The following is a 15,472-nucleotide window of genomic DNA, read 5'->3' on the forward strand; positions in this document are numbered from 1 at the left end:
GTTTTTTTTGCAAATCAAAACGTGATAGAAAATTTTGAACCATTAATCGTTTGCCGAAGTCAGTTCTAAAGCACGTTGATAAGCGATTTTCTTTTTAATACCCGTTAAATCTGCTGCCAACTGTGATGCTGCTTTGACCGAAAGGTCCTGTAACAAACGGTTCAATAATTTATCCAGCTTTTCTTGATCCAGATCTTTTTCTTCGGTGGCACCGCCAATCACCAGAACAATTTCGCCTTTTTGCTGATTGTGATCATTGCTAATGAATTCCACCAATTCACCCAAAGTCATTTTCTTGATAGTTTCAAAAGTCTTGGTGATTTCTCGCGCAAAACCGACCGGGCGATCTGCTCCGAAAACGCTGGCCATATCCTTAACGGACTCCAGAATCCGGTGCGGTGCTTCATAGAAAATTAAAGTCTGGGTTTCATCTTTCAGTTTTTCCAGATTTAGCAGACGCTGACTTTGTCTGGATGGCAGAAAACCTTCAAAACTGAAACGGTCACTCGGCAAGCCGACTGCACTTAAAGCTGCAATCGCAGCACAAGCACCAGGAACGGGAATCACGCGGATATTATGCGCTTGAGCAGCCCGGACAAATTTAAAGCCAGGGTCGCTAATCAGGGGAGTGCCAGCATCACTGATCAGGGCCATATCTTCGCCATTGAGCAGGCGCTGGATCAGCTGATCAATCTTGTTGCTTTCATTATGCTCATGACAGGCAGTCAGAGGTGTTTGAATATTAAAGTGTTTAAGCAACTGTGCGGAAGTTCGTGTATCCTCAGCAGCAATAAGACTCACCGACTTCAACACCTGAATTGCACGATAACTAATATCATCTAAGTGCCCGATTGGAGTCGCAACAACAAATAACTGAGCACTCATAGGTTTCTCCATGTGGAATAAATTGAATAATAAAAAATGGAAGATTAAAAATAAAATATTGGGCTTGTGTTTAGTCAGCTACATCAGCAGCGTACAAGCAGAAGTGTTGATCATTTTACCCGAATCCGGACCTTTGGCGCGAGCTGCATCGAGTATCAAACAGGGTTTTCTCAGTGCCTATGCGACTTCCGGGCAGAAAGTTCCATTAAAATGGGTCAATTCCACTCAGAAAAATATCTCTCAGCTACTGAGACAGCATGTCAATAAAAAGACCAAAATGGTGGTAGGGCCCTTGGCACGTAGCGATGTAGAACAACTACTCAAGAGCAAACCTAAAGTACGTACCCTCAGCTTAAATGATGTAGCAGGGTCATCACCCCAAGTCTGGCAATTCAGCCTGTCCAAAAAAGAAGATGCCGCTGCCTTGAAAACACTCTCGTTTAAAGATGGGGTTCAGCAACTGCTGATTTTACGCCAGCCGGGCAGTGAAGCCGAGCATGAACTGTTGCTGATGTCTTTGTTCAGTCAGAGTGATCTGAAATTTAAGATCGTGAATAAGGCCCCCATTTTTTTAATGCCGAAGCAGGGGCTCTTATTCCTTGGTAATGCAGAAGGGTTGGCTGCTATACCGGAATTAAGCCATAAACGGATGTACACCGTAGCCAATGCGATTAGCGAACAGCACAAACCGCCACGAGGAATCAAGTTCTGTGATGTACCTGTGCTTTATCTGGCTGACTGGCCGGATGTTGTACAGGCCTATGCCAAAGAGCCGGTGGATATGTCCTATCAGCGGCTGATTGCCTTCGGTGGCGATGCCTGGCAGATCACCCAGCAGTACCTGTCACAACCGCATTTGCAGCATATTGAATTTCAGGGTAGAACTGGGCGAATTGAAATCACGGACCACAGTATTCAGCGTAGTCCACAATGTTTTCAGTACAGTGGCACAGGCGTCAAGCTACTATGAGCGAAAGATTAATGCTACGACAGCAACTAGGTGCATGGGCGGAGCAGCAAGCGGCCCAACTGATGCAAAACCATGGATTTCAGTTCCTGACCGCCAATTATCACAGTCGCTATGGCGAGCTGGATCTGATTCTGGTGCGCGATCAAGAGCTGGTCTTTGCGGAAGTCAAGGCACGTGCACAAACCCGATATGCGCAAGCGATCGAGTCGGTTTCCAGAGCGAAACAGGGCAAGATGCTCAAGACAGCAATGTGTTTTATTCAGAAAAATCCACAATTTGCACACTATTACTATCGTTTTGACGTGATTTGTTTTGATTTTAAACAGCAATTTGCAAAAACCATACAGCATGACTTTTCGCAATACCCTTATGATCTGGAATGGATTGAAAATGCTTTTACTTTTGATCAAGAGTTTATTAACCTTTGAACAAAATAAGGTCTAAAGATGCTTATATTTGCTTCAAGATCATTGTAAAGTTCAAGCAGAATTGACATGATCTGAGCTTGAAAACAGATTATTAGATTGAAAAAGACGTAATAAAATGAAGGAGTCTTGCTGAGTGGTTAAGCGTATTGCAATAACAATGCTGTGTGTCGCAAGTTTATCAGGTTGTGCCAGTTTTATTTCCAGTGGCACAGGTACGGCTCCTGTAGGAACTGAAAGTGGGGCGCGTACCTTGGGGCAGGTATTTATTGATTCCTCGATTGTCCGTACTGCAAAAATTAATCTTTATAAACTGGATTCGCGTTTCAAGCAGGCCCGGGTCAATATTGAAAGTTTCCATGGCAATGTCTTGTTGACCGGTCAGGTGCCGGATGCCCATTTAAAGCAACTGGCTGAAGACAATGTCAAATCCATGAGTGATGTCAAAGCGGTACATAATTTTATTACTGTCGGCAATCAGATCAGCTATAGCACCATCATGCAGGATACTGCGGTGACTGCAAATACCCGTGGCTTGATCATGAAAGCGACTGTGGTTGCGGATAGTAAGGTGCATGTGCATACTGAAGATGGCGTTCTGTATGTAATGGGGCGTTTAAACAGTGCCGAGATTGCTGACCTGAATCAGGTGTTACAACAGGTGGGTAATGTCACTAAAATTGTGACCTTGATTGATAATGTTGAGCAATATTCAAGCCTGGCTAACCAAAACTTTGCCGCACCGGCATATGCGCAGCCGGGTATTGAACAGACGCCGGTTGCCATTGATCCTGATACGGTTGAACCGACCTATGAACCATAAGGTCGGCCAGTTTAAAACCCAACTCTCACAGCGTATTTTGCAGTTTCAACAGCACTATCAAGATTTCCGGTTATACGATTTTGGCAGTTATGCTTTAAATCGTTTAACCCCGAAACAGGGCTACACGGTCGAAACACAATTGGCCTATGGTCTGAAATCCCGGCAACGCTTTGACCTGTTTCGAAGTCAGCAGCCTTTGCCTCATCGTCCCCTGATTGTGTTTGTACATGGCGGTGCCTGGTTGCATGGCGATAAAAAGGATTACCAGTTTATCGGTGAGGCTTTTGCTAAAGACGGCTATGATGTGGTGGTGATGAATTATCATCTGGCGCCACAACATATTTTTCCGACCTATATTCATGATCTACATTTATTGCTCAATCATTTGCAGCAGTCAGCTGGACAGTTGCAGATCTGTGCAGAAAATCTGGTCCTGATGGGACATTCTGCCGGGGCATTCAATGTCATGTCTGCCTTGTATCATCCGCAATCTGCCAGCATTGATCACAATCAAATCCGGGCGATTATTGGTCTGGCGGGGCCTTATCATTTTGATTACAAAAATGATCCGATCTGTGCCGATGCATTTGATCAGGCGGTGCCTTATCAGCAGGTGATGCCTTATTATTTTGTTAAAAATAGCTCAATCCGGCATTATCTGTTTATTGCCGAAAAAGACAAGATTGTTGGGCATTTCAATAGCCAGGATTTGGACCGCGTACTGAAAGAGAAGGGCAATCATAGCCATCTGATTCAAATTCCGAAACTTGGTCATATTGCGATTGTGGGTTCACTCTCCAGTTTGTTTAGCCGGTTTTTCCAGACCAAGGCACAGGTGCTTTGGGCGCTCGAGGATGCATTTAAATCCTGATACTGATATGTTAGTTTAACCAAGCACTAGATAAAAAAGAATCCAGTGGATGATCTCCCCTGGATTCTTTTTTTGAGCCGTTGGGCTAAATCTTTCAAATACAGATTTACAGCCAGGTCTTGGTGTCGTCTGCGACGGGCGTACCTTGAGTCACATGCATGATCATGGCATGGGCAATACTGCCTTTAAACGGAATTTCAGGCAGCTGATCGAATTTAAAGAATTGCGCATCGCTAATTTCTTCTTCCTGCAGCTGTAGCTCACCGCCAGCATATTCTGCCTTGAAGGCAATCATCAGATTGCTTGGGAAAGGCCAGGGCTGGCTGGCCAGATACTGAATATTCTTGAGTTGTAAGCCAACTTCTTCTAGCGTTTCACGACGTACTGCATCTTCCAGCGTTTCACCCACTTCAACGAAACCGGCAATCAGTCCATACATCTGGCTTTTAGTATTACGTGCATTTTTGGCCAGCAGAATCTCGTCTTTGCCTCGGGTAATGACGGTAATAACGCAAGGCTGTACCCGTGGATATTGCCGGTAGTTGCAGGATGGGCAGACCATGGCATATTCAACAGCATGCGCTTCAGTCGCTGTACCGCAATGACTACAGAACTTATGGTTACGACGCCATTCTAAAAGTTGTACTGCGCGGCTGGCCTGTTCGAATTGCTGGGTATTCCAGAACTGTAACAGCTGACGGATGGGAACCAGTTGCAAGCCTGCAGGAATCGGCTCATCGGGAAGAAGATCACGGGCAATCACCTGATCACCCGTGTGGAGTAGCAAATCACTTGCTAAGGCTTCAACCCGTGGAAGTTGAAAGTGTTGATCGACCAGCAGTTGCTGTTGTTGAAAAATATAAGCAAGTGATAATTTGGACATTAGGCAACTATTTTGAGTTTCTCACTACTGTCCAATGCTACCTGAAACATCGCCTGTAATACAGGCTGTTTGTTCTTTAAGTTATCAATCATCATGTCGGCACTGGCCAGGGTGTCTAAAGCACGATGAATTTCTTCCGGACTTAATGCAATCGACAGATCAATACGGTTCTTGATGAATTCTGCAGTGGTGGTGAACGCAGTACGAACATGTTCTGCATTCAGGAACAGCATCGCGCCGCCAATCTCGCAAAACTGTACAGGAACAGGTTCGAGGGCAGTCAAGTCATGATCTTGCAGGTAATTGCTGAGAATCTGGCTAGAAAGCTCGATCAGGGCCTTGGTTTCTGTGAGTAAAGCAGCGTGTGCTTCATCCAGACGGTCCAGAGAAATATTCATGTTGTTGACGCGCAGCTGCAAGCGGCTCGAAGTGTGATGACGTTCCAGTACGCCAATCGAGTTCATGGCAGACAGAATGACATTCATCAACTGCTGGGCAAAGCTGGCATCCTGCATCATCTCCGGCTGGCTCAGTGAAGCGGCCTGACGGGTCAGGTCATGATAGGCTTCATTCAGGTTCAATACCTTGAAGATATTCGCCAGATTATTCAGCTGTGCCTGTAATTCCTGAGTCTTTTCAGGCGTCATATTCTGATAATTGAACTCGATATCATTACGAATTTGCGCCATTTCCGTGGTCACCAATTCGCTGATGGTATGCATGGTTTCAAAGTCTGGACCATACAGATGGCGACTGAAGACCTGTAATTGCATATCGGTCAGTAGGTCATCGCCCACATTGAGCTGGCTACGGATAGATTGCGCAGTTTCATCTTCCTGACTGATACACAGGCTAAGAATATTAGCTAAATCTGACAACGAAGCCTTGAAGCTGTCTGCTGAGCTAAAATATTGTGCCATGTTGCGTTCAATGCTCACCAGTGTGCGTAGACGTGGTTCATTAATCAGCAGGTGCTCAATATTGTTCAACGCGACATAGACCAGATTCCAGTACTGCTTGCTGTCATGTTGTTCTGCAAGTCCTGCCAGATAAGCCCCCACCAGTTTGATGGCTTGCAAATCCAGTTCACTTTCTTCCTGATTGATCAGCTTGTTGAGTGACAGCTTATACAGGCGATGTACATATTGGGATTTTTCCAGACTTGGTGCCTGTGGCAACGAAAAATCAGGGGTGACGCAATCCAATAAACCTTCTACATGCTGGCCTTCAGTCGTCAGTGGCTTACCCAAAGCCAGTTCCAGACGGTTCAGGGTATCCAGCAAAAACTGTGGAATTTTCACTTCACGCAGACAGATGAATTCGATATAGCGTTTCAGCATAGTGGTGCCTTCACTCAAGGCGATCACTTCTTGAGTATTGACCTGCGCCGGATTCCCCATAATCTTGCGCATCAGTTCTGCTGAATATTGAGCGACTTTTGCCAGACTGGACATGTCGATGAGTGCCAGAACCTGGGCGCATTGTTCGAACTGATTTAATGCATCATCAATACCAAAAGGTAAAGTCTGGTCTTCTACCAAGGTGCTTACTGCTGATTCGACTAACTTGATCGAGTTATCAACCTCATTTTTTATTATCAGTAAAGCTGTTGGATCAAAATGTATAGAGGTTTGGTAAGACATGATCTGCACCTTTCCTGGAGTATTATCTATATATGAGCCCCACTTTAAACTACGGGGCCTCTTTGTATTTACTATAACTGAAGAACGATAGTTTTAAACCTAAAGTATCCCCGGAAATGTAGATTTTATTTCGCGAAAAGGCAAGCAGTTCCATGTTTTTCTTCGAATTGTTTGACCCAATTCTCATGTTCTTGTAATTCCTGTGCTGAAGGCAGAATCACAGGCAATTCAATTTCAACTCTGGCCATCCCTGAACGGCTGTTCTGGTCTTCAGACTGGGACAGGGCATCGATATCAAAAGACACCTGTCCACCGGTCATGGCCAGATAAACATCGGACAGGATTTCCGCATCGAGCAAGGCACCGTGGAAGGTACGGTCGCGTTGTGGAATCTCGTAACGGCGCACTAAGGCATCCAGCGAGTTTTTCTGCCCTGGATGCTTGGACTTGGCCAGTGCCAGGGTATCGGTGACGTCACAGACCTCGGAGAGCGCTTTAAAACCTGCGCGTTTGAATTCCATATCCAGGAAGTTCATATCGAAGGTCGCGTTATGCGCAATAATTTCCGCGTCGTGTAAATAGTCAAACAGCACTTGAGAAATTTCTTCAAACAGCGGTTTGTCTTGCAGGAATTCGTCGGTGATGCCGTGGACATTGACAGAATCACCGACCGGTGTTTTCGGATTGATATAAATATGAATCGAGCTGCCGGTCAGTTTACGGTTAATCATTTCCAGCGCGCCGACTTCAATAATCCGGTCACCATCCTGATAATAAAAACCGGTAGTTTCAGTATCCAGAATCAGTTGTCGTGGGCCATGCAGCTGGAGCTTTGCTGGTGTAATGACAATTTGCGGATGTAGCTCAGTCGAGGTAGATGCTTCTAAAGATGAAGCATCTTTATTGCTGTCCGTTGCTAAAACTTCAGTCTGGGTAATTTCTTCAACAGTCACTTCGATGATTTCTTCCGGTAGATCTTCCAGCTCTTCTTCACTATCGGCCAGATCAAGACCAAATGGATCGTCTAGCAACCAGTCGGGTTCAGATTTTTTTTTATCTTCAGACATTGAAGGGCTTTGCTTGGATTTTTTCAGGGTTTCATCAGCACCCAGATTGGCCAACTGATCGGCCATTTCATTGCCCGGATGTCCAGCATGACCTTTGACCCAGTGCCATTCGATGTCACGTCCCTGACAGACTTCATCGAGTTTTTGCCACAGATCCGGATTTTTGACGTCTTTCCAGTTTTTCTTTTTCCAGCCGTGAATCCATTCGGTAATGCCTTGTTTGACGTACTTAGAATCGGTATAGATCACCAGTTTGTCTTGCTTGTCACAAAACAGAATCCCTTCAATCGCAGCCGTCAGTTCCATACGGTTATTGGTAGTATGATCTTCACCGCCACAGATTTTGTGTTCTTGTTGGCCATTAACAATGTACGCACCCCAGCCGCCTAAACCCGGGTTGCCGCGACAGGCGCCATCAACATAAAGTGTGATAGTGTGTGACATAGATTAAATCCGATCAAAATAGAACAAGCTGGAAGGCTTATTGTATAGCGCAAATGCAGTCGATCAATCTATATGTCCGGGATTTTTTAATTTCTTGTAACATTTAACGTGAAATCGCGGTAAATTATTGGCTTGAGTCTTCGACATGCTTCACTACAATGGCATATCTAAAAAATAAATTTATATACGAGTTGTTTGGATTTCTTTATGTATAAACCAACCGCAATTTTGTGGCAGCCGACATTACCTACATTTTTAAAATATTCTGTACTGGGAACTGCGCTTGCTTCTCTAGGACTGACGGGCTGTTCATCTACACAAAGTGCGACCCAAACAGCATCAAGCAAGCAGGTTGGATCACAATATCTGGATGCCAGCAGTCTGGATGGACTCGAAGATTTACTTTCTGCAACGGATATGCGTGCAGTCGAAGGTGACCGTTTACAGATTCTGAAACATGGTGATGTCTGGAAACGCATGACCGTGGGTTTCAAGATGGACTTAAGTGTCTGGAATCCGCGGATTGATGCTCAGCGTGGCTGGTTTATTTCACGTCAGCCTTATCTGGATCGCTTAAGTGCGCGTGCATCACGTTATTTATATTACACGGTAAAAGAAGCAGAACGCCGTGGTATGCCGACCGAGTTGGCGCTGTTACCGATTATCGAAAGTTCTTATGATCCGGCTGCGACCAGTAGTGCGGCGGCGGCAGGTTTATGGCAATTTATTCCAAGTACCGGCCGTATTTATGGTTTAAAGCAGACCTCATTATACGATGGTCGCCGTGATGTAGTGGAATCGACCCGTGCAGCCTATGAATTTTTAGGCAGTCTGTATAACCAGTTTGGTTCCTGGGAATTGGCGCTCGCTTCTTATAATGCCGGCCCAGGCCGTATCCAGCAGGCAATTAACCGTAACAAAGCCGCAGGTCTGCCCACCGATTATTGGTCCTTGAAACTGCCACAAGAAACCATGAGTTACGTGCCACGTTTCTTGGCGGTTGCACAAATTATTAAAAATCCCGGCAGCTATGGGGTGAGCTTGCCACCGATTGCCAACCGTCCGCATTTCCGTGAAGTGCCAGTGGGCGTTGCCAGTTTAAATGAAATTGCAGCCATCACTGGTCTAAGCCGTGCAGAACTGTATCAATTAAACCCGGGTCATCGTGGTGATCATATTGATCCTGCAAGTCCGCGCCGTATTCTGATTCCAGCTGACTTAAGTCCTTCAGTGGATGAGAAGCTGAAAAAATTATCCGGTTCAGGTGGTTTATGGGCGAGTAACACGAACAGCTTGCCGCGAAATACGACGACAGTGGTGCCCACCAGAGCTACACCGCCAGAATTAAATACGAAAACGATTACGCCTTCTAAACAGACTCCGCCAGCGGTTGTTAGTAATCAGCCTGCAACGACCGTTGCCAAAACGACGACTCCGGCTAAAGCTGCAAGTACGCCACCTGTCGTCACAGCGGCGGTAAGTACCGCGACAACGGCCAATACTGTAACGAAGACTACGAAAAAGATTTCGACGCCTCAAGGCTCATCTGCTTTGGCCAGTTTTGCGGCACAAAGTGATTTGCCAATTCCAAGTGCGCCGCGTATTCCGGTAGCTGTGACGCCTGCGGCACCAGCGAAACAGATTCAGGTCGAACCACCGATTTCTGCAGCTGAGCGTCAGCAAGTTCAGCAGGCGGTCATCGCACAAGATATTCAGAAAACAGTGGATGAAATTCTGCAGCCTGTCGCCACACCGGCAGAACAGGCCCAGGTGGTTGAAGAACTAAAAGCATTGGCGCCGGCAGGCACAGAAATTGTCGATCCTTATGATGGTAAAATCAAGCTGACGGCTATTCAAACCAGCCTGTCTGTGGCTGAGCAGCAAGGCAAGGAACTTACCAAAGGCTTCTCTTATCCGAAAGAAGTTGCTGACAATACCACAGCGACTTCGGTCGAAGCCCAGTTGAACCAGGGTAAAAATTACGTCAAGACTGATTCTGAAGTGGTGGTGGTCGCGCCTAAGGGCAAGCGTAGTACCTATAAGGTTTTACCGGGGGATAATCTGGCACTGATTGCAGCAAAAAATGGGGTGAACTGGCGTGATGTAGCGAAATGGAACCAGATCGATCCAAACTCTACGCTATATGTAGGCACCACGATTTATTTGTATGATGCCAAGCCGGTGCAGGAACAAACCAAAGCCAAAGAAAAGCCGGAATCTTATGTGGTTCAGGCCAATGATTCTCTAACCAGTGTGGCAAGCCAGTTTGGTTTAAGTCTCAAACAGCTGGCTGATTTTAATGGTTTAAGTACCAACAGTGGTTTATTTGTCGGTCAGAAGCTGTCGCTGAAAGAAACGGCTGCATCTAAAGCCAAAGTAGAAGATGCTAAAAAAGCTGAAACTGTCAAGGTTCAGACCAAATCCTATACAGTGAAACGTGGTGAGTATCTGAAACTGATTGCCGATCGTTATGGGCTTTCAAATGCTGAACTGGCATCCTTGACTTCAGGTCTGACTGCCGGTAGCAGTCTGATGGTGGGACAGAAAATCAATGTACCACTTCAGGAAGTTGAAGGGCTAACGGCATCTAGCCAGAAAACTGAGCAGAAGTTTGAAAATGTCAAAGTCGATCAGACTGCGACTGAAAACTATCAGGTCAAACGCGGTGAAACCCTGTATAGCATTGCCAGTCAAAGCAAGCTGAGTGTTTCTGAACTGGCTGCATTGAATGGGTTGTCTGCCAATAGTGGTTTACGTATAGGTCAGACCATCAAGATTCCAGCCGGCAGTCAGATCCCTGAAACCTATACGGTTCAAGCGGGTGATACGCTGACCGGCATTGCCGCAAAATACAATCTGTCAATGGACCAGGTGGCGAGCCTGAATGGCATGTCACGTAATGCCGGCTTGCGTGTGGGACAGCGCCTGAAACTCAGTGGTGAAGTTGCTGAACCGGTACGTGAAGTGGTTGCTGAAACTGCGACGAAGAATACAAAATCGGATTCGCATGTGGTGAAGTCAGGTGAAACCTTAAGTTCTATTGCACGTCAGTATCATTTACAACTGAAATATCTGGCAGATTTAAATGGCCTGAATACCAATAGTACGGTGCGTATTGGTCAGCGTTTAAAAATTGAGGGTGACTTTCCGGCAGATAAAAAAGTTGAAGGCGTGAAAGTGGCAGCTAAGCCTGTAGCTTCTAAGGCAACTGAATCCTATACGATAAAATCCGGTGAATCCCTGAATGTAATTGCCAGCCGTTTAGGTATAAGCGTGACCGACCTGGCTCAGTTAAATAATCTGAGTCCACGCGCAGGATTGCGTGTCAGTCAAACGATCCAGATTCCAAAACTGATGACGGATTATAAAGTCAAACGCGGTGATACCTTAATCGGTCTGGCTTCACGTTATGGTCTGAACAGCAATGAACTGGCGGAAATGAATGATCTCAAACCAAATACACAATTGCGTATTGGTGATGTGATTAAAGTGCCGAATTAATGAATGGATCATGAGATTCGCGCATTTATTTAAAACTTTCAGGTTGATCTGGCTAGCCCCGCTGCTCGTAAGTAGCAGTTGGGCAGCCCTGATCACCACCCCATATATTGCACTACATAGCCAGCCGAAATATGCCCAGGCCAAATCCCTGCCTTATGCCAATCCGCAAGCACCGAAAGGCGGTACGCTGATTCTGGCAGCTGATGGCAGTTTCGATAATTTGAACAGCATGAATGGCAAGGGCAATGTCACTGAGGGGGGCAACTATATTTTTGACAGTTTGCTGTCCAAGTCACTGGATGAGCCTGGTGTGTACTATCCCTTGCTGGCGGAAAAAGTCAGTTTTGCCCCCCAAAAAACTGCCTTTATTATTTTTCATTTAAATCCCAAAGCACGGTTTAGCAATGGCCAGCCGGTGACTGCGCAAGATGTCAAATACAGTTTTGAGTTGTTTCAGACCCAGTCCAATTTTGGCCTGCAGATGTATCTGGCTGATTTAAACCGGCTGGAAGTCCTGTCACCTTTACAGATCAAAATGCATTTTAAATCTGGACATAATCCGGAAATGGCGATGATTGTCGCGCAGATGCCCATTTATTCTAAACAGGAATGGCAAAAACGTAATTTTAAAGAATTGACGCTGAAACCGATGCTGGGTTCAGGGCCTTATGTCATTGAACACATAGATGCTGGACGTAGTATTAGCTACAAACGCAATCCCCGATACTGGGGCAAAGACTTGATGGTCAACCGCGGGCGTTATAATTTTGACCGGATCAAGTATCGTTATTATCGTAGTCCTGAAATCAAGTTTGAAGCTTTCAAGTCGGGCCAATTTACCTTGCATGAGGAAAAACAGGTCAACCGCTGGGTGAAAGACTACCAGTTTCCCGCCGTTCGGCAAGGACAGGTGCAGCGTTACCGCTTTCAGCATCACAACCCGATTCCGACCCAGAGTCTGATATTCAATACCCGCCGTCAGCCTTTTGCCGATATCCGTTTCCGCCAAGCCTTGAGTTTTGCCTATGACTTTGAATGGCTGAATAAAGCCATGTTCTATGGTGAATATCAGCGCCTGAACAGCTTTTTTTCCAATAGCGAGCTTGCATCTCATAGACGGCCAAGTGTTCAAGAACTGCACATTTTGAAACCCCATTTAAAGCAGCTTGATCCGGTTCAACGTCAGGCGGTACTTGAGGACTGGAAATATCCTCAGTCAGATGCCTCCGGTTTTAACCGGAACAATCTGTTAAAGGCCCGTCAATTGCTATTAAAGGCAGGCTATCGTTATCAACAGGGGAAGTTGGTCAATGCTGCGGGTCAACCGGTACAGATTGAGTTCCTGTTACATCAGGCGGAACAGCAGCGTGATCTGATGCCATATCTACGTCATTTAAAACGCTTGGGCATTCAGGCCAGCATTCGTATGGTAGAAACCGCGCAATATTATGAACGGCTGCGGAATTATCAGTTTGATATGATTGTCGATACCATGCCGCAATCCCTGACACCGGGGCAGGAGCAGAAACAGTTCTGGGGCAGTCAGGCCGCCACGCAGCCAGGTAATTATAATTATGCCGGCATTCGAAATCCGGCCATTGATGCCGTCATTCAGCAGGTGACACAGGCTCAAAACCGTGAACAGCTGGTGAATAGTACCCGAGCATTAGACCGTTTACTGCGTGCAGGCTATTATCATATTCTGACTTATGGTACGGGCGAATACTGGTATGCTTACTGGAATATGTATCAGCAGCCGCAACGAAAACCTAAACTCTCCGCCGGAATTGATTACTGGTGGGTCGATGCAGAAAAGGCCAGACATGTGGCTGATTATTTCAAACAGCATTAAGCTCCAAGCCTATCAGGGAGTGCCATGAGCACTTATATTCTCAAACGTCTGTTGCTGATGATTCCAACCTTGCTGATCATTTTGCTGATCAATTTCATGGTGATCCAGCTGGCACCCGGTGGTCCGGTGGAGCAGGCGATTTATCAGGCGCAACAGGTCAATGGTTTGGCGCATACCGGATTGCAGTATCAGGGAAAGCAAGGCCTCACACCGGAGATGCTTGAGCAGATTAATATCCAGTACGGCTTTGACCAGCCGCTGCATATTCGATTTTGGGAAATGCTAACGCGTTATGCGCAGTTTGATCTGGGGCAGAGTTTTTTCAAAGACAAACCTGTGACTGAACTCATCTGGGAAAAATTGCCAGTATCGCTTTCTTTAGGCCTGTGGAGTACCTTGCTGATTTATCTGGTCTCCATTCCTTTAGGGATTAGAAAAGCCCGAAAACATGGCAGTCTGTTTGATCAGACTACCTCTCTAGTGTTGGCAGTAGGCTATGCCATTCCAGCCTTTATTTTTGCCATTTTACTCATCGTATTTTTTGCTGGTGGGTCTTATCTGCACTGGTTTCCATTGCAGGGAATTCGCTCTGAAAATTTTGCTGAACTCTCATTCTTTGCGAAAATTCAGGATTATTTCTGGCATATGGCCTTGCCGCTGTTGGCCATGGTGCTTGGCGGATTTGCCAGTTTGACCTATCTGGTCAAATTTTCCTTTGTAGAAGAGCTGACTAAGCAATATGTCTTGGCTGCCCGGGCCAAAGGTTTAACTGAACATGCAGTGCTGTATCGGCATGTATTCCGGAATGCCATTTTAGTGCTTATCGCAGGTTTGCCTGAAGTTCTGATCGGGGTGTTTTTTGTGGGAAACCTGTTTATCGAGATTATCTTTAATCTGGATGGGTTAGGTGTTTTAGGGTTTGAGGCAATTATCCAGCGTGACTATCCGGTGATTTTCGGTACTTTGTTTATCTTTACCTTGCTCGGCCTGCTGCTGCGCTTGCTGAGCGATTTGCTCTATCAACTGATTGATCCAAGGATTCATTTCAGTTCACGTCGAGGATCACAATAATGTCTTCCTTGATGCAAGCACGCTGGCAACGTTTTAAGCAGCATAAGCTGGGCTTTGGCTGCTTCATTATTTTCAGTGCTATTTTCATCATTTCCTTGGGTGCAGAACTGATTGCTAACGATAAGCCCTTGTTGGTGAAATATGATCATGCTTTTTATCTGCCTATCCTGAAATCCTATCCAGAAACCACGTTTGGTGGGGTATTTGAGACAGAAGCAGAATATAAAGATCCCGCTGTACAGCAACTGATTGCAGAAAAGGGCTGGGCGATCTGGCCCATCATTCCGTTTTCCTCTCAAACGCCAAATTTTGAACTGGCTGAACCGGTGCCATCGCCCCCGAGTGCGCAAAACTGGCTGGGAACAGATGATCAGGGCCGTGATGTTCTGGCACGGATTCTATATGGTTTAAGGATTTCATTACTGTTTGGTTTTGCTCTGACTTTATTGTCTGCGGTGCTGGGAATTTTAGCAGGGGCAATTCAGGGTTATTATGGTGGATGGATTGACCTGATCGGGCAACGCATACTCGAAGTCTGGAGCGGTTTGCCGATGCTGTTTATGGTGATGGTACTGGTCAGTCTGTTTACCCCGAGTATTTACTGGCTATTTCTGATCATGCTGTTATTTGGCTGGACCACACTGGTGAGTATGGTGCGCGCTGAGTTTTTGCGCGCCAGAAATCTGGAATACGTCTGGGCAGCAAGAAGTATTGGGGCCGGGGATGGACGGATCATGTTCAAACATATTCTCCCCAATGTGATAGGTTCTAGCCTGTCACAGTTACCTTTTATGCTAACCGCCAATATTACTGCACTGACAGCGCTGGATTTTTTAGGGTATGGTTTGCCACCCGAGTCGGCATCCCTAGGGGAACTCTTGCTTCAGGCCAAAAACAACTTAAATGCGCCGTGGCTAGCATTGTCGGGATTCTTTAGTTTGGCAATTGTACTGAGTTTGCTAATCTATATGGGAGAAGCAGTACGGGATGCTTTTGATCCAAGAAACTAAATCACAAAAATCTTTAACCATAAAAAA

12 protein-coding genes are annotated in these 15,472 nt (G+C 45.9%); 8 read left to right on the top strand and 4 right to left on the bottom strand.

All coding sequences use genetic code 11. The features are described 5' to 3' along the window. Positions 1-42 precede the first annotated feature (42 nt). Positions 43-885 carry a 16S rRNA (cytidine(1402)-2'-O)-methyltransferase gene (gene rsmI, locus NI468_RS00570; RefSeq protein WP_253099003.1) on the bottom strand — a complete coding sequence of 281 codons (843 nt, stop codon included), beginning with the start codon at positions 883-885 and terminating at the stop codon, positions 43-45. A 10-nt stretch (positions 886-895) separates the two neighbouring features. Here rsmI and NI468_RS00575 point away from each other — a divergent pair, with 10 nt between their 5' ends. The 4 genes from NI468_RS00575 to NI468_RS00590 all read left to right on the top strand — a co-directional run bounded on the left by NI468_RS00575 (position 896) and on the right by NI468_RS00590 (position 3,974). Next, entirely contained in the window at positions 896-1,855 is a 960-nt protein-coding gene (locus NI468_RS00575) for a penicillin-binding protein activator (protein WP_253099005.1), read from the top strand. Positions 1,856-1,866: 11 nt separating this feature from the next. Beyond that, on the top strand, positions 1,867-2,283 hold the full coding sequence (locus NI468_RS00580) for a YraN family protein (RefSeq protein WP_253099242.1): 417 nt from the start codon (positions 1,867-1,869) through the stop codon (positions 2,281-2,283). 133 nt (positions 2,284-2,416) lie between these two features. Further along, positions 2,417-3,103 carry a BON domain-containing protein gene (locus tag NI468_RS00585; protein WP_253099006.1) on the top strand — a complete coding sequence of 229 codons (687 nt, stop codon included), beginning with the start codon at positions 2,417-2,419 and terminating at the stop codon, positions 3,101-3,103. Beyond that, entirely contained in the window at positions 3,093-3,974 is an 882-nt protein-coding gene (locus NI468_RS00590; RefSeq protein ID WP_005246884.1) for an alpha/beta hydrolase, read from the top strand. Before NI468_RS00585 ends, NI468_RS00590 begins: the two co-directional genes overlap by 11 nt. 106 nt (positions 3,975-4,080) lie before the next feature. On the opposite strand, the gene nudC is transcribed toward NI468_RS00590, so the two are convergent. The 3 genes from nudC to dnaQ all read right to left on the bottom strand — a co-directional run bounded on the left by nudC (position 4,081) and on the right by dnaQ (position 8,011). Next, positions 4,081-4,857: an NAD(+) diphosphatase gene (gene nudC, locus NI468_RS00595; RefSeq protein WP_071851824.1), complete on the bottom strand. Its 777-nt coding sequence runs from the start codon at positions 4,855-4,857 to the stop codon at positions 4,081-4,083. Then, the gene (locus NI468_RS00600; protein ID WP_253099008.1) at positions 4,857-6,500 is read right to left on the bottom strand and encodes a chemotaxis protein; all 1,644 of its coding nucleotides are present in this window, start codon (positions 6,498-6,500) and stop codon (positions 4,857-4,859) included. The genes nudC and NI468_RS00600 overlap by 1 nt, the downstream gene beginning before the upstream one ends. Before the next feature lie 125 nt (positions 6,501-6,625). After that, on the bottom strand, positions 6,626-8,011 hold the full coding sequence (gene dnaQ / locus NI468_RS00605; protein ID WP_253099010.1) for a DNA polymerase III subunit epsilon: 1,386 nt from the start codon (positions 8,009-8,011) through the stop codon (positions 6,626-6,628). A 207-nt stretch (positions 8,012-8,218) separates the two neighbouring features. Between dnaQ and NI468_RS00610 the strand changes: the two genes are divergently transcribed. Genes NI468_RS00610 through NI468_RS00625 form a run of 4 tightly spaced genes read left to right on the top strand, consistent with a single transcriptional unit; the run spans position 8,219 to position 15,445 of the window. Then, on the top strand, positions 8,219-11,512 hold the full coding sequence (locus NI468_RS00610; RefSeq protein ID WP_253099012.1) for a LysM peptidoglycan-binding domain-containing protein: 3,294 nt from the start codon (positions 8,219-8,221) through the stop codon (positions 11,510-11,512). Between the two features lie 10 nt (positions 11,513-11,522). Further along, entirely contained in the window at positions 11,523-13,364 is a 1,842-nt protein-coding gene (locus NI468_RS00615) for an extracellular solute-binding protein (protein WP_253099014.1), read from the top strand. Between the two features lie 24 nt (positions 13,365-13,388). After that, entirely contained in the window at positions 13,389-14,435 is a 1,047-nt protein-coding gene (gene yejB / locus NI468_RS00620; RefSeq protein ID WP_253099016.1) for a microcin C ABC transporter permease YejB, read from the top strand. Beyond that, on the top strand, positions 14,435-15,445 hold the full coding sequence (locus NI468_RS00625) for an ABC transporter permease (RefSeq protein ID WP_253099018.1): 1,011 nt from the start codon (positions 14,435-14,437) through the stop codon (positions 15,443-15,445). The genes yejB and NI468_RS00625 overlap by 1 nt, the downstream gene beginning before the upstream one ends. Positions 15,446-15,472 lie beyond the last annotated feature (27 nt).

Source organism: Acinetobacter lwoffii, assembly GCF_024129355.1.
GTDB lineage: Bacteria > Pseudomonadota > Gammaproteobacteria > Pseudomonadales > Moraxellaceae > Acinetobacter > Acinetobacter lwoffii_I.

Bases quoted from the DNA above. Each gene is read 5' to 3' on its own strand.
- rsmI (WP_253099003.1), bottom strand. From the start codon at position 885: ATGAGTGCTCAGTTATTTGTTGTTGCGACTCCAATCGGGCACTTAGAT.
- NI468_RS00575 (WP_253099005.1), top strand. From the start codon at position 896: ATGTGGAATAAATTGAATAATAAAAAATGGAAGATTAAAAATAAAATA.
- NI468_RS00580 (WP_253099242.1), top strand. From the start codon at position 1,867: ATGCTACGACAGCAACTAGGTGCATGGGCGGAGCAGCAAGCGGCCCAA.
- NI468_RS00590 (WP_005246884.1), top strand. From the start codon at position 3,093: ATGAACCATAAGGTCGGCCAGTTTAAAACCCAACTCTCACAGCGTATT.
- nudC (WP_071851824.1), bottom strand. From the start codon at position 4,857: ATGTCCAAATTATCACTTGCTTATATTTTTCAACAACAGCAACTGCTG.
- NI468_RS00600 (WP_253099008.1), bottom strand. From the start codon at position 6,500: ATGTCTTACCAAACCTCTATACATTTTGATCCAACAGCTTTACTGATA.
- dnaQ (WP_253099010.1), bottom strand. From the start codon at position 8,011: ATGTCACACACTATCACACTTTATGTTGATGGCGCCTGTCGCGGCAAC.
- NI468_RS00610 (WP_253099012.1), top strand. From the start codon at position 8,219: ATGTATAAACCAACCGCAATTTTGTGGCAGCCGACATTACCTACATTT.
- NI468_RS00615 (WP_253099014.1), top strand. From the start codon at position 11,523: ATGAGATTCGCGCATTTATTTAAAACTTTCAGGTTGATCTGGCTAGCC.
- yejB (WP_253099016.1), top strand. From the start codon at position 13,389: ATGAGCACTTATATTCTCAAACGTCTGTTGCTGATGATTCCAACCTTG.
- NI468_RS00625 (WP_253099018.1), top strand. From the start codon at position 14,435: ATGTCTTCCTTGATGCAAGCACGCTGGCAACGTTTTAAGCAGCATAAG.